Annotated in this window: 30 protein-coding genes, 3 tRNA genes and 1 pseudogene; 8 read left to right on the top strand and 26 right to left on the bottom strand. The window is 43.3% G+C overall.

Translation table 11 applies throughout. The features are described 5' to 3' along the window. Positions 1-2: 2 nt before the first annotated feature. From tmk to rpe, 7 genes are all read right to left on the bottom strand, one after another. Positions 3-629, bottom strand: a complete 627-nt coding sequence (gene tmk, locus NYR89_RS08120; protein ID WP_279445424.1) for a dTMP kinase — start codon at positions 627-629, stop codon at positions 3-5. A 1-nt stretch (position 630) separates the two neighbouring features. Beyond that, a complete protein-coding gene (gene mltG, locus NYR89_RS08115; RefSeq protein WP_279445423.1) occupies positions 631-1,665 on the bottom strand; it encodes an endolytic transglycosylase MltG in 1,035 nt (344 codons plus the stop codon). Positions 1,666-1,780: 115 nt separating this feature from the next. After that, positions 1,781-1,856, bottom strand: a tRNA-Lys gene (locus NYR89_RS08110). Positions 1,857-1,890: 34 nt separating this feature from the next. Next, a tRNA-Lys gene (locus tag NYR89_RS08105) sits at positions 1,891-1,966 on the bottom strand. A 23-nt stretch (positions 1,967-1,989) separates the two neighbouring features. Then, positions 1,990-2,065 (bottom strand) — tRNA-Lys (locus NYR89_RS08100). 193 nt (positions 2,066-2,258) lie between these two features. Then, the gene (gene acpP, locus NYR89_RS08095) at positions 2,259-2,492 is read right to left on the bottom strand and encodes an acyl carrier protein (RefSeq protein WP_005599419.1); all 234 of its coding nucleotides are present in this window, start codon (positions 2,490-2,492) and stop codon (positions 2,259-2,261) included. A gap of 264 nt (positions 2,493-2,756) precedes the next feature. Further along, positions 2,757-3,431, bottom strand: coding sequence for a ribulose-phosphate 3-epimerase (gene rpe / locus NYR89_RS08090; RefSeq protein ID WP_279445422.1), 675 nt, complete (start codon positions 3,429-3,431; stop codon positions 2,757-2,759). Positions 3,432-3,650: 219 nt separating this feature from the next. Here rpe and NYR89_RS08085 point away from each other — a divergent pair, with 219 nt between their 5' ends. Together NYR89_RS08085 and ykgO are read left to right on the top strand one after the other, a co-directional pair. Further along, a complete protein-coding gene (locus NYR89_RS08085) occupies positions 3,651-3,920 on the top strand; it encodes a type B 50S ribosomal protein L31 (RefSeq protein WP_279445421.1) in 270 nt (89 codons plus the stop codon). Positions 3,921-3,929: 9 nt separating this feature from the next. Beyond that, complete coding sequence (gene ykgO, locus NYR89_RS08080; protein WP_006249481.1) at positions 3,930-4,055, top strand: type B 50S ribosomal protein L36; 126 nt, start codon at positions 3,930-3,932, stop codon at positions 4,053-4,055. Between the two features lie 112 nt (positions 4,056-4,167). Here the strand turns inward: ykgO and mrcB are convergent, their stop codons facing one another. From mrcB to NYR89_RS08045, 7 genes are all read right to left on the bottom strand, one after another. After that, positions 4,168-6,576, bottom strand: coding sequence for a penicillin-binding protein 1B (mrcB, locus tag NYR89_RS08075; protein WP_279445420.1), 2,409 nt, complete (start codon positions 6,574-6,576; stop codon positions 4,168-4,170). 263 nt (positions 6,577-6,839) lie between these two features. Continuing rightward, positions 6,840-7,697, bottom strand: a complete 858-nt coding sequence (gene menB, locus NYR89_RS08070; protein ID WP_279445419.1) for a 1,4-dihydroxy-2-naphthoyl-CoA synthase — start codon at positions 7,695-7,697, stop codon at positions 6,840-6,842. A gap of 129 nt (positions 7,698-7,826) precedes the next feature. Next, positions 7,827-9,533: a RelA/SpoT family protein gene (locus NYR89_RS08065; RefSeq protein WP_279445418.1), complete on the bottom strand. Its 1,707-nt coding sequence runs from the start codon at positions 9,531-9,533 to the stop codon at positions 7,827-7,829. A 101-nt stretch (positions 9,534-9,634) separates the two neighbouring features. Then, complete coding sequence (rpoZ, locus tag NYR89_RS08060) at positions 9,635-9,916, bottom strand: DNA-directed RNA polymerase subunit omega (RefSeq protein WP_279445417.1); 282 nt, start codon at positions 9,914-9,916, stop codon at positions 9,635-9,637. Between the two features lie 162 nt (positions 9,917-10,078). Then, positions 10,079-11,215 carry a DUF2827 family protein gene (locus NYR89_RS08055; RefSeq protein ID WP_279446667.1) on the bottom strand — a complete coding sequence of 379 codons (1,137 nt, stop codon included), beginning with the start codon at positions 11,213-11,215 and terminating at the stop codon, positions 10,079-10,081. A gap of 133 nt (positions 11,216-11,348) precedes the next feature. Further along, positions 11,349-12,290 (bottom strand): YadA family autotransporter adhesin, encoded by a 942-nt coding sequence (locus NYR89_RS08050; RefSeq protein ID WP_279445416.1) that lies wholly within the window; start codon positions 12,288-12,290, stop codon positions 11,349-11,351. Between the two features lie 80 nt (positions 12,291-12,370). Next, on the bottom strand, positions 12,371-12,544 hold the full coding sequence (locus NYR89_RS08045) for a hypothetical protein (RefSeq protein ID WP_279445415.1): 174 nt from the start codon (positions 12,542-12,544) through the stop codon (positions 12,371-12,373). Between NYR89_RS08045 and NYR89_RS08040 the strand changes: the two genes are divergently transcribed. Genes NYR89_RS08040 through NYR89_RS08020 form a run of 5 tightly spaced genes read left to right on the top strand, consistent with a single transcriptional unit; the run spans position 12,523 to position 14,875 of the window. Beyond that, entirely contained in the window at positions 12,523-13,344 is an 822-nt protein-coding gene (locus NYR89_RS08040) for a coiled-coil domain-containing protein (RefSeq protein ID WP_279445414.1), read from the top strand. The two genes, NYR89_RS08045 and NYR89_RS08040, sit on opposite strands and share 22 nt — an antisense overlap. After that, the gene (locus NYR89_RS08035; protein ID WP_279445413.1) at positions 13,268-13,612 is read left to right on the top strand and encodes a hypothetical protein; all 345 of its coding nucleotides are present in this window, start codon (positions 13,268-13,270) and stop codon (positions 13,610-13,612) included. Before NYR89_RS08040 ends, NYR89_RS08035 begins: the two co-directional genes overlap by 77 nt. Further along, positions 13,596-13,739: a hypothetical protein gene (locus tag NYR89_RS08030; RefSeq protein ID WP_279445412.1), complete on the top strand. Its 144-nt coding sequence runs from the start codon at positions 13,596-13,598 to the stop codon at positions 13,737-13,739. The genes NYR89_RS08035 and NYR89_RS08030 overlap by 17 nt, the downstream gene beginning before the upstream one ends. Then, positions 13,723-14,433 carry a coiled-coil domain-containing protein gene (locus NYR89_RS08025; RefSeq protein WP_279445411.1) on the top strand — a complete coding sequence of 237 codons (711 nt, stop codon included), beginning with the start codon at positions 13,723-13,725 and terminating at the stop codon, positions 14,431-14,433. Before NYR89_RS08030 ends, NYR89_RS08025 begins: the two co-directional genes overlap by 17 nt. Then, the gene (locus NYR89_RS08020; protein ID WP_279445410.1) at positions 14,417-14,875 is read left to right on the top strand and encodes a hypothetical protein; all 459 of its coding nucleotides are present in this window, start codon (positions 14,417-14,419) and stop codon (positions 14,873-14,875) included. The genes NYR89_RS08025 and NYR89_RS08020 overlap by 17 nt, the downstream gene beginning before the upstream one ends. A gap of 22 nt (positions 14,876-14,897) precedes the next feature. Here NYR89_RS08020 and NYR89_RS08015 read toward each other — a convergent pair whose 3' ends face one another. After that, on the bottom strand, positions 14,898-15,134 hold the full coding sequence (locus NYR89_RS08015; RefSeq protein ID WP_279445409.1) for a hypothetical protein: 237 nt from the start codon (positions 15,132-15,134) through the stop codon (positions 14,898-14,900). Here NYR89_RS08015 and NYR89_RS08010 point away from each other — a divergent pair. Further along, the gene (locus NYR89_RS08010; RefSeq protein ID WP_279445408.1) at positions 15,113-15,256 is read left to right on the top strand and encodes a hypothetical protein; all 144 of its coding nucleotides are present in this window, start codon (positions 15,113-15,115) and stop codon (positions 15,254-15,256) included. The genes NYR89_RS08015 and NYR89_RS08010 overlap by 22 nt on opposite strands. Before the next feature lie 147 nt (positions 15,257-15,403). On the opposite strand, the gene NYR89_RS08005 is transcribed toward NYR89_RS08010, so the two are convergent. The 11 genes and pseudogenes from NYR89_RS08005 to recG form a co-directional block, all read right to left on the bottom strand. Continuing rightward, on the bottom strand, positions 15,404-15,772 hold the full coding sequence (locus NYR89_RS08005; RefSeq protein WP_279445407.1) for a hypothetical protein: 369 nt from the start codon (positions 15,770-15,772) through the stop codon (positions 15,404-15,406). After that, a complete protein-coding gene (locus tag NYR89_RS08000) occupies positions 15,741-15,941 on the bottom strand; it encodes a hypothetical protein (RefSeq protein WP_279445406.1) in 201 nt (66 codons plus the stop codon). Before NYR89_RS08000 ends, NYR89_RS08005 begins: the two co-directional genes overlap by 32 nt. Positions 15,942-15,952: 11 nt before the next feature. After that, a complete protein-coding gene (locus NYR89_RS07995) occupies positions 15,953-16,195 on the bottom strand; it encodes a hypothetical protein (RefSeq protein WP_279445405.1) in 243 nt (80 codons plus the stop codon). Further along, positions 16,164-16,532: a hypothetical protein gene (locus NYR89_RS07990; RefSeq protein ID WP_279445404.1), complete on the bottom strand. Its 369-nt coding sequence runs from the start codon at positions 16,530-16,532 to the stop codon at positions 16,164-16,166. Before NYR89_RS07990 ends, NYR89_RS07995 begins: the two co-directional genes overlap by 32 nt. Continuing rightward, a complete protein-coding gene (locus tag NYR89_RS07985) occupies positions 16,459-16,659 on the bottom strand; it encodes a hypothetical protein (RefSeq protein ID WP_279445403.1) in 201 nt (66 codons plus the stop codon). Before NYR89_RS07985 ends, NYR89_RS07990 begins: the two co-directional genes overlap by 74 nt. Positions 16,660-16,712: 53 nt before the next feature. Continuing rightward, a complete protein-coding gene (locus NYR89_RS07980) occupies positions 16,713-16,913 on the bottom strand; it encodes a hypothetical protein (protein WP_279445402.1) in 201 nt (66 codons plus the stop codon). After that, positions 16,882-17,547, bottom strand: a complete 666-nt coding sequence (locus NYR89_RS07975; RefSeq protein WP_279445401.1) for a hypothetical protein — start codon at positions 17,545-17,547, stop codon at positions 16,882-16,884. Before NYR89_RS07975 ends, NYR89_RS07980 begins: the two co-directional genes overlap by 32 nt. After that, positions 17,513-18,163 (bottom strand): hypothetical protein, encoded by a 651-nt coding sequence (locus tag NYR89_RS07970; protein ID WP_279445400.1) that lies wholly within the window; start codon positions 18,161-18,163, stop codon positions 17,513-17,515. The genes NYR89_RS07975 and NYR89_RS07970 overlap by 35 nt, the downstream gene beginning before the upstream one ends. Beyond that, the gene (locus NYR89_RS07965) at positions 18,117-18,818 is read right to left on the bottom strand and encodes a hypothetical protein (protein WP_279445399.1); all 702 of its coding nucleotides are present in this window, start codon (positions 18,816-18,818) and stop codon (positions 18,117-18,119) included. Before NYR89_RS07965 ends, NYR89_RS07970 begins: the two co-directional genes overlap by 47 nt. Further along, positions 18,818-19,312 (bottom strand): ESPR domain-containing protein, encoded by a 495-nt coding sequence (locus tag NYR89_RS07960; RefSeq protein ID WP_279445398.1) that lies wholly within the window; start codon positions 19,310-19,312, stop codon positions 18,818-18,820. Before NYR89_RS07960 ends, NYR89_RS07965 begins: the two co-directional genes overlap by 1 nt. Positions 19,313-19,588: 276 nt before the next feature. Next, positions 19,589-21,669 (bottom strand): annotated as a pseudogene (recG, locus tag NYR89_RS07955) (ATP-dependent DNA helicase RecG). Positions 21,670-21,735: the final 66 nt, after the last annotated feature.

The raw sequence follows: 21,735 nt of genomic DNA, 5'->3' as shown, positions 1-21,735 counted from the left end.
ATTTATTTTGCAATATTTAAGAAATTTGCGACCGCTTGTTGAATATCTGCCGCTACTTTTTCAATCGGTTGTTCTGCATTAATAATTACCGCTTTCTCGTTATTTTGTGTCAGTTCCAAATAACGTTGGCGTGTGCGATAAAAGAAATCAAGGCTTTGCTGTTCAATACGATCCAGTTCGCCACGACCTCTCGCACGTGCTAAACCGACCGCAGGATCGATATCTAAATAGATCGTTAAATCAGGTTCAAATTTACCTAAAACGGTTTCTTTCAAGGTTTCGAGTAAGTGACGATCAATTTGGCGTCCACCACCTTGATAAGCCTGAGAAGACATATCGTGACGATCGCCTAACACCCATTTGCCTTCTGCCAATGCCGGTTTAATTACGTTTTCGACTAATTGAATACGTGCCGCATATAACATCAGTAATTCGGCTTTATCACTAACCGCTTCTTCGGTTTCGTGTTTGATTAAATGACGTAATTTTTCTGCGAGCGGCGTACCACCGGGTTCACGGGTTTGTACCACATTTTTACCCGCTTTTTCCAATTGTGCCAAAATCACTTGGTGGGCGGTGGTTTTGCCAGCACCTTCTAAACCTTCCAAAACAATAAATTTTCCACGCATCTTATTTCTTCTCAAGTTTTTTGTTTCGTTCGATTTTAATCCAGTCACGAACCGCTTGGTTGTGTTCGTCTAGACTTTTGCTAAATTTATGTCCGCCACTCCCGTCCGCCACAAAATAGAGATATGGCGTATTATCTGGTTGTGAAACTGCTTTTAGTGCGGCTTCACTTGGCATTGCAATCGGTGTTGGCGGTAAGCCGTCAATCACGTAAGTATTATAAGGTGTGGCTTCCTCTAAATCTTTTTTACGAATATTACCGTTATACCGATCGCCCATACCGTAAATTACGGTTGGATCGGTTTGCAATCTCATTTTTAATCGAAGACGATTAATAAACACGGAAGCCACTTGTGGGCGTTCGCTTGCAACGGCAGTTTCTTTTTCCACAATCGAAGCCAAAATCAGCATTTCATACGGGGTGACAAGCGGTAGATTTTCCGCACGATTTTGCCAAGCATTATCCAATGCTTTTTGTTGTTTTTGATAAGCACGTTTAAGTAAGGCTAAATCGCTTGAGTTCGGAACATAACTATAGGTATCCGGGGCAATCCAGCCTTCGAGTTTATCGTGTTTAATCCCAAGTAGTTGGGCAATTTCCGCTTCAGATTTTCCAGTTAGTGTGTGTTGCATATAACTTGCTTGCGCCAATTGTTCACGCCAAACCTTAAAGGTTTTGCCTTCGATAAATTGTACGTTAAGTTGTACTTCTTTGCCGGAACTAAAATGTTTCAGCAAATCTTCAACGGTGTTAAGTCCATTAAGTGAGTAAGTCCCTGCTTTGAATTTGCTGAGTTCCGGCTTAAAACGCATTAAGTAGGGGAGTAAGCTCACATCATCGTGATTAACGATATGTTGTTCTTCTAGTAATTGTGCTAGTTTTTGGCTAGATGTGCCTTTTTCTAATAGAAAGAATTGATCTGCTTTGGTGGTAATTGGATGTTGTGCTAAATCATTAAGTTTTTGATAACCATAGAATACACCGCCTAAAGTGATAGCACCGATTAAGCCGAGTGAAATAAAAAGTTTTTTGATCATTAAAGAAAATTCGCTATATAAATAATAAATATGTGCATTGAAAACAAATGAATTTTACACTATAAACACAGAATAAGCGGTGATTTTTTCAAGAAAATTTGTAAGGAAGTAAAAGTGGTGGGTCGTGAAGGATTCGAACCTTCGACCAACGGATTAAAAGTCCGTTGCTCTACCGACTGAGCTAACGACCCATTTCAGATTTGACTGATTTGGAAAGTTCTAAAGTGGTGGGTCGTGAAGGATTCGAACCTTCGACCAACGGATTAAAAGTCCGTTGCTCTACCGACTGAGCTAACGACCCTTTAGAAAGTGTTACAAGTTAAATGGTGGGTCGTGAAGGATTCGAACCTTCGACCAACGGATTAAAAGTCCGTTGCTCTACCGACTGAGCTAACGACCCATAACGTTGTGTAACAGGCGTGTATAATACGGATTTAAAAAAAATGATCAAGTGATTTTTAGTAAATCTAACTTGTTTGAATGGTTTGTAAACGATTTTACGGATTTTTGAGCAGATGAGTTGAATTAAAATATGGAAGTGATTAGATTTGTAGCAAAAAATAAGGCGGTTATTAACCGCCTTATTCTTGAAATTATGCGTTAGCTTTTGTCACGTAGTCAATCGCTGATTGAACTGTTGTGATTTTTTCAGCTTCTTCATCTGGAATTTCGATATCGAATTCTTCTTCTAAAGCCATCACTAACTCAACGGTATCTAAAGAGTCTGCACCTAAATCTTCAATGAATGAAGCTTCTGGTTTAACGTCTTCAGCTTTAACACCTAATTGATCAACGATAATTTTTTTTACGCGTTCTTCAATGCTCATTTTGTTTTTCCTATGTGAAATTCGCCTAATGCGAGAGTTGAATAGTGTAGAGAAAAAAATGCTAAATTCAACGTTTTTTAGGAAGGTCAAACCAGCGAATTTCTCACACAAGTATAAATAGTTCGCTTATAACAGCGAAAAGCGACGGATATTCTAACATTATGTATAGGGTTTATCCATAGCAGATTTTGACTCGTTCGGTAATTTATCCGCGGATAGCAGTCAAAATTTGCTACTTTTTTACAAAAAATACCGCACGGTAAATTAAATCTTAGCCAGTTCGGCACGCATTTGGTCGATAACCGCTTTATAGTCCGGCTGATCAAAAATAGCAGAACCGGCAACAAAGGTATCTGCACCTGCTTCGGCTATTTCTGCGATATTGTCAATTTTTACGCCACCATCAATTTCTAAGCGAATACTTCTGCCGGTAGCATCAATACGATGACGCACTTCCCTTAATTTATTCAGTGTAGCTGGAATAAATTTTTGTCCGCCAAAACCGGGATTAACGCCCATTAATAAAATCATATCCACTTTATCCATTACATAATCAAGATAATGGAGTGGCGTGGCAGGATTAAACACCAACCCAGATTTACAGCCGTGATCTCGAATCATTTGCAATGTACGATCAATATGATCAGTCGCTTCCGGGTGGAAAGTAATATAGTTAGCCCCGGCTTTTGCAAAATCTGGAATTAAACGTTCGACTGGTTTTACCATTAAATGTACATCAATGTCCGCCGTAATCCCATAATCACGCAGTGCTTTACAAATTGCCGGACCAAATGTCAGGTTGGGTACAAAATGGTTATCCATGACATCAAAATGAATAATATCGCCACCGGCTTTGAGGACTTCTAAAACATCGTCACCTAGACGAGCAAGATCAGCAGATAGAATAGAAGGGGCGATTAAGAATGGTTGTTGAGCCATATAATTGTCCTTATGGAATGATCAATGAACTATGGTTGATAGCGTATCATAAAACATAAAAATAAAAGGCGATCTAGCTCTCACTTTTATTATTTAGCCTAAAATTTCGGCAAAAGAGATATATCCATAAAAAAATTATAGAAATTAAATTATTTATCATATAGGATATAACCACTTTTTATTTATGGAAATAAATAAAGTTACTGGAGGACTTTTATTATGAAAAAAGGGATTCACCCTGAAAATTATCGTGAAGTATTGTTTTATGACGGTTCAGTACAAATGGGTTGGATTATTCGCTCTTGTGCGACTACAACGAAAACAATGGTGTGGGAAGATGGTAAAGAATACCCATTTTATCCGCTAGATACTTCATCTGCTTCACATCCTGTGTATACGGGTAAACGCCGGGAAGCGAATACGGAAGGTAGAGCAAGTCGCTTTAATGAACGCTTTAAAGGTATGGCTGGCTTAACTGCGAAAAAATAGGAAAATGAAATGAAAATTTTAAACTCATTAAAAACGGCAAAAAGTCGTCACCCGGATTGCCAGATTGTACGTCGTAAAGGCAAACTTTATGTGATCTGCAAAACCAATCCACGTTTCAAAGCTCGTCAGCGTTAATTTATATTGGATTAATTTGAAATCAGAAAACGAAAAACGCATATTCAATAAGAATTGAATATGCGTTTTTTAATTTAAATGCGACAAAAACTTTAATTTTTCTAACCGCTTATTATTCGGTTGGTGCTACTTCTTCAGTTGGAATGGCTTGTTGATCTTCAGCAACTTCAGCTTTGGTATTTTCCGTTTTGGATTTATCAAGTGAAATTGCCTCTAATACCGTTGGTTTAGTTGCTTCCACTACATTACCAGCGTTAGTACAGTAATGTTGTCCACGGTCACGCCACATTGGAATTTGACGGTTTGGATCACAATTAATTGTGCCGTAGCCATTAATCCCTACCCATTGCATGGTATTGACTTTCGGTAATTTAAAGGCGGTCGGTAACGCACGCTCTAAATATTGTTTATAGACAAATAATGCACCGCTTGAACCGGTTAAGTTGGTATCAGTATTATTATCCTTACCTAGCCATACAGTCGTCACGTTTTCGCCATCCACTCCAACAAACCACGTATCACGTGCATTATTGGTTGTCCCGGTTTTACCGGCTAAACGTAAATGTGCAAATTCATTTTGTAAGCTACGTGCCGTGCCTCGTTCCACTACTTGTTGCATCGCATACAATGTCTGGATAGTCGCTTCTTGAGGCAAGATTTGTTGGCTCACTTCTTCAATATTACGTTGATAGAGTGGACTGCCGTCGTGTGACATAATGGCTTCAATTGTGGTTAATGGCGTTTTTAAACCGTTATTTGCCAAAACTTGATATGATTTTGTCACGTCATAAGGCGAGATTGAATACGACCCTAATAACATTGATGGATATGCCGGAATATCTGCTTTATCCCAGCCCATTTCTTTTTGCTTCGTAATCACTTTCTTTAAACCGACTTTCATACCGATATTTACGGTCGGAATATTCAGAGAGCGAACTAAAGCATCCATTAACATCACCGAACCGCTAAAGCGTTTATCGTAGTTTCTCGGTGTCCAAGGCGCTGAACCCTTAGTATAAATGGTAATCGGTCTATTCTGAATCGGTGTATTTAAGCGAAAATTCTTTGGATCAGAAAGGGCAATCGCATAAATTGACGGTTTAACCAATGAACCAATTTGGCGTTTAGTTTGAATCGCTCGGTTAAAGCCGGCAAATTGGGTTAAACGGTCGCCCACAATCGCACGAACTTTCCCGGTTTTATATTCTGCAACCACAATAGCAGACTGCAAATCTTTGATTTTGCTGTCTGATTCTTCTAACTTTTCTAATCCGTTAATGACGGCTTGTTCAGCAGAACGTTGTCGCTTTCTATCCAAAGTGGTAAAAATTTTTGCACCGGAAAGCTGTGCATATTTGGTTTCACCTAATTCTGCTTTGAGATCAAGATTTAACGCCTGCATAAATGCCGGTTGTTGACGATAAATTGTCCCTTTCTCTTTAACACCAAGCGGTTGTTTGACCAGTAATTCATATTCCGGTTGGGTAATTGCTTGGTTTTCCAGTAATAATTTTAATACCACATTACGACGTTCCAAAGTCGCCTCAGGATGACGCCATGGATTATAGAGGGAAGGTCCTTTCACCATACCAACTAATAACGCCATTTGTGACGGGGTAATTTCTTGGATTGGGCGACCGAAATAGAATTGGCTCGCTAAGGCAAATCCATGTACCTGATAACTGCCGTTTTGACCTAGATAAATTTCGTTTAAATAGGTTTCAAGAATACGATTTTTATCATAGCGGAAATCTAAAATCAGCGACATTAATGCTTCATTCACTTTACGCACAATGGTTTTTTCACTGGTTAAAAACAAGTTTTTAACCAATTGTTGCGTTAACGTACTCGCACCTTGCACGGTTCTGCCAGCCTGGTAGTTAGCTATTAATGCACGTGCAATACCTAACGGGCTGATACCGTCGTGTTGATAGAATCGTTTATCCTCTGTCAGGATTAATGCTTGAATGAGGAAGTACGGATATTGCTGTAAACGTAATGCCTGACGTTCTTCATCATTGCCCGAATGTAGCATCGCAATTAATTTCGGATCAAGACGAAACTCATCAATCAGCTTACTTTGTACTAAGTCCTCAATATGTGCTAATTTATTATTTTCAAAGTGTAAACGTAAAATACGTTGTGCTTCCGGTGTTTCGGGAAATGGAAATGCACGGCGTAATAAGACTAATTTATTGTCTTCGATTTTAAAATCGCCGGGCGTTGCGATTTGAGAAACTTGGCGATAGCCGTTATCAAGCAATGCTTGTTTGGTTGCTTCAAGAGAGAGTTTATCGTCAATACTAATACTTTCAATTCGGCTATATACTTCAGCCGGTAATTGCCAAACCTGACCGTCCATTTTGGTACGAATACGCCCGTCAAGGTAGATCCCATAAAATGCCGCAAAGCAAGCACTGATAAGACCTAATTTGAGGCAAGTCGGAATGAAGAAAGGTTTTTTCTTTGGTTGTATATCTTCTTGTTCTGGCGTTTTAGATTCGGTTTGGGTATTTGACATAGAAAATTCTTTGCAAAAAGTGAGCGAATTAGACCGCTTGTTTAGAGCCTTTTCAATTAAGTTGGGCGGTTAAGTTATTACTTTCTCCTCTTATGAGAGAGGGTAGGCTTTTCTTCGTTTAGAAGAGAAACCAAGGAGAGGGAGAAGCGGTTAAATTCCCGAAAAATTTTGCAATTCCCCTCTCTCTGCTTGTTTTCGCTTCACGCTTTAACAAGCTATCTCTCTCCCACAAGGGGAGAGAGTGGAAGTATTTTTAAATGTAACTACGGATTACGTTTAAATTTACTGAAGTCAGGTTCACGTTTTTCGTTGAAAGCGTTACGACCTTCTTGACCTTCTTCCGTCATATAGAACAACATCGTCGCATTGCCTGCTAATTCTTGAAGACCGGCTTGCCCGTCACAGTCCGCATTTAATGCCGCTTTTAAGCAACGTAATGCGATTGGACTGTTTTGTAACATTTCACGACACCAACGCACGGTTTCTTTTTCAAGATCCGCATAAGGTACAACTGTGTTTACTAAGCCCATATTTAATGCTTCTTGTGCATCGTACATACGGCATAAGAACCAGATTTCACGTGCTTTCTTCTGACCTACGATACGAGCCATATAGCTTGCGCCCCAGCCACCGTCAAATGAACCCACTTTCGGGCCGGTTTGACCGAATTTCGCATTATCGGTCGCGATCGTTAAGTCACACATCATATGTAATACGTGACCGCCACCTACCGCATAACCTGCTACCATTGCAACAACCGGTTTCGGACAAGTACGGATATCACGTTGGAACTCCAACACGTTTAAGTGATGTACACCACTGTCATCTTTATAACCGCCGTAGTCACCACGAATTTTTTGGTCACCACCAGCACAGAATGCGTATTCGCCTTCACCGGTTAGCACAATTACACCGATTTTTTCGTCAAAGCGAGCATCGGCGAAAGCGTGGATCATTTCTTTAACCGTTTGTGGACGGAATGCGTTACGTACTTCAGGACGATTGATGGTAATTTTTGCAATACCATCGGTTGATTTGTGGTAACGAATGTCAGTGTAACCTTCGCTGTGATCTACCCATGTAACTGGTGCATAAAGAAATTCTTCGCTTGGATATAACATTGGAGTTCCTTTTTAATGTGTATAAAAAATTCGGGCAATTATAGCCGAATTGAGAGGGATTAACGAGAAAATAAGCGGTCAAATTTTGTAAAAAATTTACAAAAATCCACCGCTTATGTTTAGAGACGATTAGGCTTTTGTGACACGAATGACGCCGTTTACTTTGGTTAGCTTCTGAATCACTACATAAAGATGGGCATTATCCGTGACGGAAATACGCATTTTCACTTGGTAATTACCCGTACCGTTCGGACGACTTTCTACCGTGCCGATATTGCTGTTCATTGAAGCAATCGCATTGGTTAAACTTGCCAATACGCCCGGCTGGTCTTTGATTTCCAATTCGATATCAACATCCAACTGTTCCGGTTTCACTACTTCATCCGTAACCTGATCAACATTTTCTAAATGTTTCAGTGCAGTGCGGATTTTTGAACGGGCTTTGGCACTCACCACAAAGGTCAGCCAAGACGGGCTTGGTCGTTTACCTTGTTCGGTCAGAATTTCAACCGTTTGTCCTGATTGCAACGGTTGTGAGATCGGATACGGATTGCGATCAACGATTGCGCCGACACAACGGTCGCCAATATCCGAGTGAACCGCATAAGCAAAGTCGATAGCGGTTGCTTTTGCCGGCAATTCTACAATACGACCTTTAGGCGTGAACACATAAATGTCATCGGAGAAAAGGTCGGATTTAACGTTCTCAATAAATTCATCCGAGTTACCGGCGCTTTGTTGCGGCTCGATAATACTGCGCGACCATTGTTGCGCTTTTTGTTGTACGCTGGTTGCTGTGGTTTGATCTTCGGTATAACGCCAATGAGTCGCTACGCCGAGTTCCGCCATTAAATCCATATCTTCGGTACGAATCTGTACTTCAATCGGCACACCTTTATGCCCAATCATTGAGGTATGTAATGACTGATAACCGTTACTTTTCGGCACGGCAATATAGTCACGAATTTTGTACGGGCGAGGCTTATACAGCGAGTGCATTTGCCCCAATACACGGTAGCAATTATCTAGGTTTTCCACCACCACTCTAAACGCATAAATATCTAAAATGGAATGGAAATGTTGGTCGCGTTGACGCATTTTTTCATAAAGCGAGTAGAGGTGTTTTTCTCTACCATAAACACGGCCTTTGATACCGGCTTCGTCTAAACGTGATTGAATTTCGTGAGAAATGGTTGAAATAAGGTCTTGGCGAGTACCGCGCGCCATATCAATTGCCATACGTAAGACACGATAACGATGAGGGTGCATCGCTTGGAAGCAGAGATCTTCCAATTCATTTTTAAGATGTTCAATGCCTAAGCGATGTGCTAACGGACTGTAAATCTCAAGCGTTTCTTTTGCAATACGACGACGTTTATCTGGACGTAACGCCCCTAGTGTACGCATATTATGGGTACGGTCAGCCAGTTTGATTAATACCACTCGAATGTCTTTAGTCATCGCCAAAATCATTTTGCGGAAGTTCTCAACTTGTGCTTCTTGGCGGGTACGGAATTTTAATTTATCCAGCTTGGAAACGCCTTGCACGATTTCCGCAACACTCGCACCAAATTCGGCGACAAGCTGTTCTTCCGTGTAAGGTGTATCTTCAATCACATCGTGTAACAATGCCGCCATTACCGCTTCATGATCGAGTTTCATTTCCGCAATAATGGATGCCACTGCCACAGGATGAGTAATGTAAGGCTCTCCGCTTGAGCGAGTTTGCCCCTCGTGCGCATCACGCGCAATCACAAAGGCACGCTTTACCAGCTCGATTTTATCAGCAGGTAAATAGCCCTGAATAATGCTATCTAACGGTTGAAAAAGATACACGGTACACCTCGAGAAAATAGAATTAAAAAATGGATAATTGACAATAGATAGTACTACTATTTATTTTCAATTATCCATCTAAATATTGAATAAATTTGATCTTAAGCGTTAGCTTGAACATCTGCTAAGAAAGAGATCGCTTCTTGTTCAGCAACTTCTTGTTGGATCGCATCATTGTTTTCTAATTGATCCATGATCTGACTATTGATTAAACCTTTTTCGATTTCACGTAATGCGATAACCGTTGGCTTATCATTTTCTTCAGGCACAAGTGGTTCACGAACGTGAAGTTGTAATTGTCTTGCACGGCGTGCCGCGGTCAAAATTAAGTCGAAACGGTTGCCGATTTTATCTGTCGCTTCTTGTACGGTTACACGAGCCATTTTGTTACTCCAGAGTTTTTGCGAATTTCGTTTATAAAAAGACGAGAGATTATACAGAAATTCGTGTCTGCTTACAATGCAAGCGGTTAGATTTGCAAAAACTTTGTTAAATCAAACCACTTAGTTTGTAGTTAACTTGCTGTATTTATAAAAGAGTTAGGATTATTCAAACAACCTTCTAATCTCTTTTTCGTATAAATGGATATTTATCGGATTGGTTGGGAGTAACGAATCTAAATATTCATTAGCACGTTTCACATAAGCCTCGTGATTTTTATCATGGTTGTCAATTACATCTAATAACATTTTTGCACCGTCAAAGGCATCGAATTGATCATAATAATAACCTACACCTTTAGGTAATAATTTGGAATTATGAATAAATGGATAACCGCCGTATAATGCATCGTTATAAGCGTAATTTAAGCCGTTTTCCCACTGATGGCTGACTACAACATCAACATAACGAGTTAAGAAATCGGGCATTTGATAACGACCTTCCACTGTCATCACATTATCTTTTACCAGTTCCGTTCTGCCGATAAAATTAAAGAAAGTTGGGTTATTTCGTTTTTCATAAGTATTACATAAATAAACGTGTTTAATTTTTTCTGATGCAGTACGATAGGCTTGTTCGCAAATTAATACTGGAATAAAGCTGGTTTTTACTACATTGATATTCGATTCAAATGAGGCAATTCTTTTTGCTGATACAGATGTTGGGACATAGCCAAATTCTAAATTATGTTTATTTTTCAAACGTTTTACGACTTGATCGCAGAATGTTGGTGCCCAAATAGCAGGTACCACATAAGCATTACAACGATACATGATTGAAAAATAAGAGTGACAGGTATTTTCGTGCTGGGGAATCATCCAAACACTATCAAAATAGGTACCGTTAAAGACCCTTCCGCCTTTTTTATCAAATAAGAAGTATTCCATATCCATGATGAAATCATTGCCTATTTTATAACACACCAATTTTCCTCCGTGTGAGCGAATTTTTTCTGCATATCTAGGTTCAATAACTAATGTTCCTTCAATTAAAACATCCAGCTCATCAATCACATCTTCAATATAGGCAAATTTAAGATCCATTTCATCAAGCATAAAGCCTTCCGGTGGTGTAGTGCGTTTCTCAGGTCCCCAAGAAACAAGTACCACATCTTCAACGATATTGGAATGTTGAAATAATTGATATAGGAAAATGATATTTTGGTTTGCACCATTTGCCCAAATATCAGTGACTTTGGCTTCTAAATTGAATGTAATACCGATTCTATATTTTTTATTCATCATTATTTTTCCTTATCTTCAACCGTAATACATTTCAGTAGATATATTCAGGTTGTAAATAGTATATTAGATAAAAAAATCTCACCCATCGTTGTAATGAGTGAGATTTTAAAATCAATTTAGATTGCTAAAATTACCATTGGTAACCAATACCCGCACCAACGTTAAATTCGCCTTGCGTTGTTGCACCCGCACTACCTTTAATAATTACACGATTATTATCAGATAGTTTTGAGAAACCGACCGCAACAGCACTTTGACCGTGGTAGTTACCGACACCGGCACCAACCATCGTACCACCAGCTTTTGTTACTTGTGGGATATTTGCCACAGCAACCGCACCAGCGATACCAGCACGAAGTTTACGATCCGTCTTACGAAGATCTTTCTTCACTTGACCCACTTCACCTCGAACTTCATCTAATTGAGCTTTATTTACCGCATCAGTCGGTTTCACACCACGAGCAACATTAGTTACACGGCGTTCATTGCCTTGAGAGCCTACTGAAACTGTATTCTCTTCATCAGCAACAGAATCTGCACCTAATGCAACAGAGTTTCTCGCTTTCGCATTTGCATTTTGACCGATTGCTGTTGATTTATCACCGCTTGCTGACGCATCTGCACCAGCGGCAGTCGCTTTACGACCTTTCGCCGTTGAATTATTACCCATACGAGTTGATTTTTCGCCTAATTTGTCCGTTGTCTCTCCGGTATTGGTAGACTCAAAATCTTTCTTCATTCGTTGTTCAGCTTGTTCTGCTCTAGTTGCAGAATTATTCGCTTTAGTCGCCGAACTATCAGCCGCTTTCGCTGAATCATCCGCTTTGGTTGCAGAGCTATCTGCCGCTGATGCAGAAGTTGAAGCCGCTTTCGCAGAATCATCCGCTTTAGTCGCTGAGCTATCTGCGGCTGATGCAGAAGTTGAAGCCGCTTTCGCTGAATCATCCGCTTTGGTTGCTGAGCTATCTGTCGCCGATGCAGAAGTCGATGTCGCTTTTGCTGAATCATCCGCTTTGGTTGCTGAGCTATCTGCTCGCCGATGCAGAAGTCGATGTCGCTTTTGCTGAATCATCCGCTTTGGTTGCAGAGCTATCCGCCGCTGATGCAGAAGTTGAAGCCGCTTTCGCTGAATCATCCGCTTTAGTCGCTGAGCTATCCGGTCGCAGAAGCAGAAGTTGAAGCCGCTTTCGCTGAATCGTCCGCTTTGGTTGCAGAGCTATCTGCGGCTGATGCAGAGGTTGAAGCCGCTTTCGCTGAATCATCCGCTTTGGTTGCTGAGCTATCTGTCGCCGATGCAGAAGTCGATGCTTGCTTTTGCTGAATCATCCGCTTTGGTTGCAGAGCTATCCGCCGCAGAAGCAGAAGTTGAAGCCGCTTTCGCTGAATCGTCCGCTTTGGTTGCAGAGCTATCCGCCGCAGAAGCAGAAGTTGAAGCCGCTTTCGCTGAATCGTCCGCTTTGGTTGCAGAGCTATCTGCGGCTGATGCAGAGGTTGAAGCCGCTTTCGCTGAATCATCCGCTTTGGTTGCTGAGCTATCTGCCGCCGATGCAGAAGTCGATGTCGCTTTTGCTGAATCATCCGCTTTGGTTGCAGAGCTATCCGCCGCTGATGCAGAGGTTGAAGCCGCTTTCGCTGAATCGTCCGCTTTGGTTGCAGAGCTGTCCGCCGCTGATGCAGAAGTTGAAGCCGCTTTCGCTGAATCATCCGCTTTAGTCGCTGAGCTGTCCGCCGCTGATGCAGAAGTTGAAGCCGCTTTCGCTGAATCATCCGCTTTAGTCGCTGAGCTATCCGCCGCAGAAGCAGAAGTTGAAGCCGCTTTCGCTGAATCGTCCGCTTTAGTTGCAGAGCTATCTGCCGCTGATGCAGAAGTTGAAGCCGCTTTCGCTGAATCATCCGCTTTGGTTGCAGAGCTATCTGCGGCTGATGCAGAAGTTGAAGCCGCTTTCGCTGAATCATCCGCTTTAGTCGCTGAGCTATCCGCCGCAGAAGCAGAAGTTGAAGCCGCTTTCGCTGAATCGTCCGCTTTGGTTGCAGAGCTATCTGCGGCTGATGCAGAGGTTGAAGCCGCTTTCGCTGAATCATCCGCTTTGGTTGCTGAGCTATCTGCTCGCCGATGCAGAAGTTGAAGCCGCTTTTGCTGAATCATCCGCTTTGGTTGCAGAGCTATCCGCCGCTGATGCAGAGGTTGAAGCCGCTTTCGCTGAATCGTCAGCCTTGGTTGCAGAGCTGTCCGCCGCTGATGCAGAGGTTGATGTCGCTTTCGCTGAATCGTCAGCCTTGGTTGCAGAGCTGTCCGCCGCTGATGCAGAAGTTGAAGCCGCTTTCGCTGAATCATCCGCTTTAGTTGCAGAGCTGTCCGCCGCTGATGCAGAAGTCGATGCTCGCTTTCGCTGAATCATCCGCTTTAGTCGCTGAGCTATCCGCCGCAGAAGCAGAAGTTGAAGCCGCTTTCGCTGAATCATCCGCTTTGGTTGCAGAGCTATCTGCGGCTGATGCAGAAGTCGATGCTTGCTTTCGCTGAATCGTCCGCTTTAGTTGCAGAGCTATTCGCCGCTGATGCAGAAGTTGAAGCCGCTTTCGCTGAATCATCCGCTTTAGTCGCTGAGCTGTCCGCCGCTGATGCAGAAGTTGAAGCCGCTTTCGCTGAATCATCCGCTTTAGTCGCTGAGCTATCCGCCGCAGAAGCAGAAGTTGAAGCCGCTTTCGCTGAATCGTCCGCTTTGGTTGCAGAGCTATCTGCGGCTGATGCAGAGGTTGAAGCCGCTTTCGCTGAATCATCCGCTTTGGTTGCAGAGCTATCTGCGGCTGATGCAGAAGTTGAAGCCGCTTTCGCTGAATCATCCGCTTTAGTCGCTGAGCTATCCGCCGCAGAAGCAGAAGTTGAAGCCGCTTTCGCTGAATCGTCCGCTTTGGTTGCAGAGCTATCTGCGGCTGATGCAGAGGTTGAAGCCGCTTTCGCTGAATCATCCGCTTTGGTTGCTGAGCTATCTGTCGCAGAAGCAGAAGTTGAAGCCGCTTTTGCTGAATCATCCGCTTTGGTTGCAGAGCTATCCGCCGCTGATGCAGAAGTTGAAGCCGCTTTCGCTGAATCATCCGCTTTAGTCGCTGAGCTGTCCGCCGCTGATGCAGAAGTCGATGTCGCTTTCGCTGAATCATCCGCTTTAGTCGCTGAGCTGTCCGCCGCTGATGCAGAAGTCGATGCTCGCTTTCGCTGAATCATCCGCTTTAGTTGCAGAGCTATCCGCCGCAGAAGCAGAAGTTGAAGCCGCTTTTGCTGAATCGTCGGCTTTAGTTGCAGAGCTATCTGCCGCTGATGCAGAGGTTGAAGTCGCTTTCGCTGAATCGTCCGCTTTAGTTGCAGAGCTATCCGCCGCCGATGCAGAAGTCGATCTCGCTTTCGCAGAATCATCCGCTTTGGTTGCAGAGCTATCCGCCGCAGAAGCAGAGGTTGAAGTCGCTTTCGCTGAATCATCCGCTTTAGTCGCTGAGCTATCTGCGGCTGATGCAGAAGTTGAAGCCGCTTTTGCTGAATCATCCGCTTTGGTTGCAGAGCTATCCGCCGCTGATGCAGAGGTTGAAGCCGCTTTCGCTGAATCATCCGCTTTAGTTGCAGAGCTATCTGCCGCTGATGCAGAGGTGGATGCTTGCTTTTGCTGAATCGTCCGCTTTAGTTGCAGAGCTATCTGCTCGCAGAAGCAGAGGTTGAAGCCGCTTTTGCTGAATCGTCCGCTTTAGTTGCAGAGCTATCTGCCGCAGAAGCAGAGGTTGAAGCCGCTTTTGCTGAATCGTCGGCTTTAGTTGCAGAGCTATCTGCCGCTGATGCAGAGGTTGAAGCCGCTTTCGCTGAATCGTCCGCTTTAGTTGCAGAGCTATCCGCCGCCGATGCAGAAGTCGATGCTCGCTTTCGCAGAATCATCCGCTTTGGTTGCAGAGCTATCCGCCGCAGAAGCAGAGGTTGAAGCCGCTTTCGCTGAATCATCCGCTTTAGTCGCTGAGCTGTCCGTCGCTGATGCAGAAGTCGATGCTCGCTTTCGCTGAATCGTCCGCTTTAGTTGCAGAGCTATCTGCCGCAGAAGCAGAGGTTGAAGCCGCTTTTGCTGAATCATCAGCCTTGGTTGCAGAGCTGTCCAGCTGCTGATGCGAGCATCTTTAGCTTCTTTTACTGAGTCTTCGATCTGAGTTAGGCTATCTGTAACAGTTTTTGCAAGCATCAGCAACTGCAGAAATAGCTGTTTTTGCAACGGTAGATAAACCATAGACAATCTTGCCTGTACCATCAGTAGACACTTCAAGATCAGATGTTGCACCGAATGTAATCTCTCCATCGTTAGAAAGATCCCAACCTTCTGCTTGACCTGTTTTGTTATTTTGTTCACCAACACTATTTTCGATATTAAATGCATAAGCACGATTTGCATCTGCTTTATTGGCAACAATGTTTTTAACTTCATTTGCAGTTGTTTGTGCATCAGTTGCAGTTTGCTGTGCGTTATTTGTCGCAGTTTGGGCATCGTTTGCGGTATTAGTAGCCGTTTCTGCTTGCCGTTTTTGCATCGTTTGCGGTATTAGTAGCCGTTTCTGTCGCTATTTTCGCATCATTTGCGGTATTAGTAGCTGTTTCCGCCGCTGTTTTCGCGTCGTTTGCGGTATTGGTTGCAGTTGTAGCGACTGTTTTCGCATCGTTTGCGGTATTAGTAGCCGTTTCTGCTCGCCGTTTTTGCATCGTTTGCGGTATTAGTAGCCGTTTCTGCTTGCTGTTTTCGCATCATTTGCGGTATTAGTAGCTGTTTCCGCCGCTGTTTTCGCATCATTTGCGGTGTTAGTAGCCGTTTCCGCGACTGTTTTCGCATCGTTTGCGGTATTAGTAGCCGTTTCTGCTGCTGTTTTTGCATCGTTTGCGGTATTAGTAGCTGTTTCCGCTGCCGTTTTCGCATCATTTGCGGTGTTAGTAGCCGTTTCTGCTTGCCGTTTTTGCATCGTTTGCGGTATTAGTAGCCGTTTCTGCTGCTGTTTTCGCATCATTTGCGGTATTAGTAGCTGTTTCCGCCGCTGTTTTCGCATCATTTGCGGTGTTAGTAGCCGTTTCCGCGACTGTTTTCGCATCGTTTGCGGTATTAGTAGCCGTTTCCGCTGCTGTTTTCGCATCGTTTGCGGTATTAGTAGCCGTTTCCGCCGCTGTTTTTGCATCGTTTGCGGTATTAGTAGCTGTTTCCGCCGCTGTTTTCGCGTCGTTTGCGGTATTAGTAGCTGTTTCCGCCGCTGTTTTCGCGTCGTTTGCGGTATTGGTAGCCGTTTCTGCTCGCTGTTTTTGCATCGTTTGCGGTATTAGTAGCTGTTTCCGTCGCCGTTTTCGCATCATTTGCGGTGTTAGTAGCCGTTTCCGCGACTGTTTTCGCATCGTTTGCGGTATTAGTAGCTGTTTCTGCTCGCCGTTTTTGCATCGTTTGCGGTATTAGTAGCCGTTTCCGCCGCTGTTTTCGCATCGTTTGCGGTATTAGTAGCCGTTTCTGCTTGCTGTTTTCGCATCATTTGCGGTGTTAGTAGCCGTTTCCGCGACTGTTTTCGCATCGTTTGCGGTATTAGTAGCCGTTTCCGCGACTGTTTTCGCATCGTTTGCGGTATTGGTTGCGGTTTCCGCCGCTGTTTTTGCATCGTTTGCAGTATTAGTAGCTGTTTCTGCTCGCCGTTTTTGCATCGTTTGCGGTATTAGTAGCCGTTTCTGCTGCTGTTTTCGCATCATTTGCGGTGTTAGTAGCCGTTTCCGCGACTGTTTTCGCATCGTTTGCGGTATTGGTTGCGGTTTCCGCCGCTGTTTTTGCATCGTTTGCAGTATTAGTAGCTGTTTCCGCGACTGTTTTCGCCTCGTTTGCGGTATTAGTAGCCGTTTCCGCCGCTGTTTTTGCATCGTTTGCGGTATTAGTAGCTGTTTCCGCCGCTGTTTTCGCATCGTTTGCGGTATTAGTAGCTGTTTCTGTCGCCGTTTTTGCATCGTTTGCGGTATTGGTTGCGGTTTCCGCGACTGTTTTTGCATCATTTGCGGTATTGGTTGCAGTTGTAGCGACTGTTTTCGCATCGTTTGCGGTATTGGTTGCAGTTGTAGCGACTGTTTTCGCATCGTTTGCGGTATTAGTAGCCGTTTCCGCCGCTGTTTTTGCATCGTTTGCGGTATTAGTAGCTGTTTCCGCCGCTGTTTTCGCATCGTTTGCGGTATTAGTAGCTGTTTCTGTCGCCGTTTTTGCATCGTTTGCGGTATTAGTAGCCGTTTCCGCGACTGTTTTTGCATCGTTTGCAGTATTAGTAGCTGTTTCTGTTGCTGTTTTTGCAAGCATCAGCTGTATCTTTTGCGGCTTTTATTGCATTTGTAGTGGTTGTAGATAAACCATAAACAATATTGCCTTGGCCGTCAGTAGAAACTTGTAATTCATTTGTTGCGCCAAATGTAAGGCTATCATTCTTGCCTAATGTCCAACTATCAGCCGTACCATCTGTCGTAGTGTATGCAGTTTTATTATTTTGAGTGCTGAATGTATAAGCACGGCTTGCGTCTGCTTTGCTAGTAAGTGCATTTTTTGCTTCATTTGCTGTTGCTTGAGCGACAGTAGCTGTTTGTTGTGCGGTATTTGCTTTTGTATCTGCTTTTGTTGCGGCTTGCTGTGCATTGTTTGCCGCAGTTTGAGCATTAACTGCTTTTCTATCTGCTTCATTTGTCGCATTTTGAGTCGCTTCTGCGTTAGTTTTTGCAGTCGTTGCAATCGTTGCGACATTATTTACTGCCGTAACTACATCCGCAGAGGTTGCTAAACCTGCCGTACCGGTTGTTGCCGCTTGACCAGTAGTTGCATCAGAAGTAATAGTTTGTGTTATAACATTAAATTGAACTTTTGCTCCATCTGCCGCATCAGTAACCGCGAGCAGTGGTGTAAGTACCGTTAGCAAAATCAACATAGTTATTGTTATTAACACGTGATATAGGTGCAACCGCACCATTTTGCTTAATATTAAAGCCGGAATAAGCTACAGCAAGATAAAGTTGGCTACCATTGATCGCATCAGTTGAGGTTGCACTCACATTTCCGGTCGCAACGTATTGAATTTGGCGTAATCCGTTATCACTACCGACAGAAACAACACCAACAACAGCTTTGTTATCATCAAAGTTATAGGTAACATCCGTACCGCTATCATCTTTGAAAGTCGGTTTGGTTACTGTTGATCTTGCTGTGGTTGTTGAACTTTTACCTAATGCGATAGAATTTTCAATGTTAGCAGTTGCACCTTGACCAATTGCAATAGTGTCGTTCTTTGTGGCACGAGCAGATGTACCGAATGCAATCGCATCGTTACCTGTCGCTTGTGTATTGGCTGTTGCATCATACTCAGTATCTGTAGTTGTTGTCGCACCAATCGCAATTGCTCGAGTGCCTTGTGCAACTACAGACTTACCGATACCGATTGCAGATGTACCATTACTTATTGCTGTAGTACCAATAGCAATTGCAAAGTCTTCAGATGCACTGGATTGACGCATCATTGATAATGAGTTAGTACCTGACGCTACAGCAAGAAGCACCAATAGCCACAGAACTTGAGTTTGCGTCACTAGCAAGCACCTACTGCAACCCCTAAACCTTTTGATTTAGCTAATGAACCAACTACAGTTCCTCCATTTGTAACTGATGATGAATGACCGATAGCCACACCACTAGTACTAAGTATGTAATAGTTATTAGTAGCAGGAGTTCTTTTTTTATTTGCAGGTGACAGATAGTCAATTATATGAGTAGCAGTTTCTCCAGTAATTTTTGCATTCTGACCAATAGCTATTGAAAGGCTACTAGCTGGTGTTGCGGCTCCATTTTGTGCAAAAGAAATGCCCGACGTAGAACCAATCTCAATAGCCGCATTGGCTTGGTTTGAGCCTAATGCACTTAATAACCCGAGAGTACTCGCAATCCATAATGCTTTGTTTGAGCGATTAATCGTTGTAGTTGTTGTGTTTGAAGAGGAAGATTTCACTTTCCCTTTAGCTAATTCAGAAACAGCAATCCAAGATTGAGTCGCTTCATTCCAAATTACTCTAAAAATTTTATTCATTAAGAAAATTCCTTAAAAAAGCCCTTAACATAGAATAAGGGCTATTAGTTATAAAAGGATGGCACTATAATGAATGTAATGTAATGTAATGTAATGTAATGTAATTGTGTTGGTAAACTATTGTATGAATTACAGTTTATATACAGAGCAATCGTTTGCTAAGAATCTGTACATGAAATATCTATAGTTCGACTCCTCAAGGGCTGTAAGAGTAGAGATGGTATTTTCGGTGTAGTCTGTGTATTCTGTGGTTAAAAAATATTTATGTTCTTTATGCTAGGCATTGGTATATTCTGTTTTTTCGCCAAGCCAGCGGCATGAATTAGGGCTTCTGCAAGCGGTGGATTTTGCTGAATAATTTGCTTGGCATAGTTCTGTACCAATGGAATCATTTTGCGATCTCGCATTAAATTCGCCACTTTAAATTCCGCCATACCGGTTTGCTTCGTACCGAGAATTTCACCTGTGCCACGAATTTCTAAATCTTTTTCGGCAATATAGAAACCGTCTTGGCTGTCGCGCAACACTTGTAAGCGTTTACTCGAAATTTTGCCGAGCGACGGTTTATACAGTAACACGCAATGCGAAGCGGTTGCGCCACGGCCGACACGTCCACGTAACTGATGTAGCTGAGCAAGCCCTAAACGTTCGGAGTTTTCGATAATCATTAGGCTGGCATTCGGCACATCAACCCCCACTTCAATTACGGTGGTGGCGACTAATAAATCAATATTTGCCGCTTTAAATTCCGCCATAATCGCTTGCTTTTCTTGCGGTTTCATCCGTCCGTGTACCAAGCCGATACGTAAATCCGGTAACGCTCGTTGTAAATCTTCGGCAATCGCCGCCGCTTGCGCTTCCAAAACTTCCGATTCGTCAATTAAGGTACAAACCCAATAGGCTTGGCGTTTTTCATTTTTACAGGCGACATATACACGACGGACGATTTCATCTCGTCTGTCTTCCGAAATCGCCACGGTGGTAATCGGCGTTCGCCCCGGTGGTAGCTCGTCAATAATGGAGGTATCCAGATCGGCATAGACCGTCATCGCTAAGGTGCGAGGGATTGGCGTAGCGGTCATAATTAGCTGGTGCGGATAAATGCCGTCTTTCGCCCCTTTTTCACGTAGGGTTAAGCGTTGATGTACACCGAAACGGTGTTGTTCATCAATAATCACTAATGCAAGATTATGAAACTCGACACTTTCTTGGAAGAGGGCGTGGGTGCCGATAATCATCTGCACTTCGCCGTTTTTAATCGCTTCCAGTTGTGCGGTGCGAGCTTTACCTTTTACTTTACCGGCAAGCCAGCCGACCTCAATACCGAACGGGCGTAACCAGTTAGCAAAGTTATTGGCGTCTTGCTCGGCAAGGATTTCAGTTGGTGCCATTAATGCCACTTGTTTGCCGTTATCAATCGCCAGCAGGGTCGCAAGAGCGGCGACTAAGGTTTTACCCGAGCCGACATCGCCTTGCACTAAACGCATCATCGGCGAAGATTTGGCTAAATCCTGTTCAATATCGGCGGTAACTCGGCTTTGAGCGTTGGTCGGTTTAAACGGCAAACTCGCCAAAAAGCGGCTTTTGAGATCGGTTTGATAGCGTAGCGGCGTAGCAGTCAGTTGGTTGACTCCGACTCGCACTTGCCGCATCGCCAAGTTGTGTGCCAATAATTCTTCAAAAATCAGTCGTTTTTGTGCCGGATGATCACCTTTTTCCAACTGTTCGGCAGAAACGCTTGGTGGCGGGCGGTGTAATAATTGCAATGCCTGTTTTAAGCTGTATTTATGCGGATTGTATTCGTCCGGTAACAGCTCACCAACTTTGATTTTATCCAATAACGCTAATGCTTGTTCAGTAAGTTTACGTAACGAATTTTGCTTTAAACCTTCTGTAGTGGAGTAAATCGGTGTTAACGTTTCGGCAAGTTCAAGCGGTTGATTATTGCGAATAATTTGATATTCGGGGTGATGAATTTCCGCCATAAAACGCCCACGTTTGATTTCGCCAAAAGCTTTGACACGTGTGCCGGCGGTCAGGCTGTTTTTCATTCCCGCATTAAAATTAAAGAATTTCAGCGTGATTTTACTGGTGCCGTCAGACAGTACGGTGGATAAAATTGGACGGCGACCGAATTGCACTTCGGTCAGTCGCACGATGCCTTCTATCGTAGAAAAACTTTCCGGACGTACATCAATAATTGGCGTAATTCGGGTGCGATCTTCATAGCGATAAGGTAAATGAAATAACAGATCTTGCACATTATTAATGCCGATTCGACTCAGTTTTTCCGCAATCGCCACACCCACCCCGGAAAGGGCAGTAAGTGGCACACCGTCTAGTAATTGTTCGCTCATAGTAAAATTTTGATTAAATCCGACCGCTTGTTTTCAATCGGACTAATATAACAAATACTGTTTTTA

Origin of the sequence: Actinobacillus arthritidis (assembly GCF_029774155.1) — a bacterium.
GTDB lineage: Bacteria > Pseudomonadota > Gammaproteobacteria > Enterobacterales > Pasteurellaceae > Actinobacillus > Actinobacillus arthritidis.
The sequence above is the reverse complement of the archived record's forward strand: the minus strand, read 5'-3'. Positions and strand labels throughout refer to the sequence as shown.

Excerpts from the sequence above, each read along its gene's own strand:
- NYR89_RS07970 (WP_279445400.1), bottom strand. The coding sequence starts at position 18,163 with ATGTTGATTTTGCTAACGGTACTTACACCACTGCTCGCGGTTACTGAT.
- NYR89_RS07995 (WP_279445405.1), bottom strand. The coding sequence starts at position 16,195 with ATGCAAAAACGGCAAGCAGAAACGGCTACTAACACCGCAAATGATGCG.
- NYR89_RS08035 (WP_279445413.1), top strand. The coding sequence starts at position 13,268 with ATGCAGAGGTTGAAGCCGCTTTCGCTGAATCATCCGCTTTGGTTGCTG.
- mrcB (WP_279445420.1), bottom strand. The coding sequence starts at position 6,576 with ATGTCAAATACCCAAACCGAATCTAAAACGCCAGAACAAGAAGATATA.
- NYR89_RS08010 (WP_279445408.1), top strand. The coding sequence starts at position 15,113 with ATGCTCGCTTTCGCAGAATCATCCGCTTTGGTTGCAGAGCTATCCGCC.
- menB (WP_279445419.1), bottom strand. The coding sequence starts at position 7,697 with ATGTTATATCCAAGCGAAGAATTTCTTTATGCACCAGTTACATGGGTA.
- NYR89_RS08045 (WP_279445415.1), bottom strand. The coding sequence starts at position 12,544 with ATGATTCAGCAAAAGCAAGCATCGACTTCTGCATCGGCGACAGATAGC.
- NYR89_RS07985 (WP_279445403.1), bottom strand. The coding sequence starts at position 16,659 with ATGCAAAAACGGCGAGCAGAAACAGCTACTAATACCGCAAACGATGCG.
- NYR89_RS07980 (WP_279445402.1), bottom strand. The coding sequence starts at position 16,913 with ATGCAAAAACGGCGAGCAGAAACAGCTACTAATACTGCAAACGATGCA.
- tmk (WP_279445424.1), bottom strand. The coding sequence starts at position 629 with ATGCGTGGAAAATTTATTGTTTTGGAAGGTTTAGAAGGTGCTGGCAAA.
- acpP (WP_005599419.1), bottom strand. The coding sequence starts at position 2,492 with ATGAGCATTGAAGAACGCGTAAAAAAAATTATCGTTGATCAATTAGGT.
- NYR89_RS08020 (WP_279445410.1), top strand. The coding sequence starts at position 14,417 with ATGCTCGCTTTCGCTGAATCATCCGCTTTAGTTGCAGAGCTATCCGCC.
- NYR89_RS08005 (WP_279445407.1), bottom strand. The coding sequence starts at position 15,772 with ATGCAAAAACGGCAAGCAGAAACGGCTACTAATACCGCAAACGATGCC.
- NYR89_RS08025 (WP_279445411.1), top strand. The coding sequence starts at position 13,723 with ATGCTTGCTTTCGCTGAATCGTCCGCTTTAGTTGCAGAGCTATTCGCC.
- rpoZ (WP_279445417.1), bottom strand. The coding sequence starts at position 9,916 with ATGGCTCGTGTAACCGTACAAGAAGCGACAGATAAAATCGGCAACCGT.
- ykgO (WP_006249481.1), top strand. The coding sequence starts at position 3,930 with ATGAAAATTTTAAACTCATTAAAAACGGCAAAAAGTCGTCACCCGGAT.
- mltG (WP_279445423.1), bottom strand. The coding sequence starts at position 1,665 with ATGATCAAAAAACTTTTTATTTCACTCGGCTTAATCGGTGCTATCACT.
- NYR89_RS08050 (WP_279445416.1), bottom strand. The coding sequence starts at position 12,290 with ATGATTCAGCAAAAGCGACATCGACTTCTGCATCGGCGAGCAGATAGC.
- NYR89_RS08000 (WP_279445406.1), bottom strand. The coding sequence starts at position 15,941 with ATGCAAAAACGGCGAGCAGAAACGGCTACTAATACCGCAAACGATGCG.
- NYR89_RS08085 (WP_279445421.1), top strand. The coding sequence starts at position 3,651 with ATGAAAAAAGGGATTCACCCTGAAAATTATCGTGAAGTATTGTTTTAT.
- NYR89_RS08015 (WP_279445409.1), bottom strand. The coding sequence starts at position 15,134 with ATGATTCTGCGAAAGCGAGCATCGACTTCTGCATCGGCGGCGGATAGC.
- NYR89_RS08030 (WP_279445412.1), top strand. The coding sequence starts at position 13,596 with ATGCTCGCTTTCGCTGAATCATCCGCTTTAGTCGCTGAGCTATCCGCC.
- NYR89_RS08055 (WP_279446667.1), bottom strand. The coding sequence starts at position 11,215 with ATGAATAAAAAATATAGAATCGGTATTACATTCAATTTAGAAGCCAAA.
- NYR89_RS07990 (WP_279445404.1), bottom strand. The coding sequence starts at position 16,532 with ATGCAAAAACAGCGAGCAGAAACGGCTACCAATACCGCAAACGACGCG.
- NYR89_RS07960 (WP_279445398.1), bottom strand. The coding sequence starts at position 19,312 with ATGAATAAAATTTTTAGAGTAATTTGGAATGAAGCGACTCAATCTTGG.
- rpe (WP_279445422.1), bottom strand. The coding sequence starts at position 3,431 with ATGGCTCAACAACCATTCTTAATCGCCCCTTCTATTCTATCTGCTGAT.
- NYR89_RS07975 (WP_279445401.1), bottom strand. The coding sequence starts at position 17,547 with ATGCTTGCAAAAACAGCAACAGAAACAGCTACTAATACTGCAAACGAT.
- NYR89_RS08040 (WP_279445414.1), top strand. The coding sequence starts at position 12,523 with ATGCTTGCTTTTGCTGAATCATCCGCTTTGGTTGCAGAGCTATCCGCC.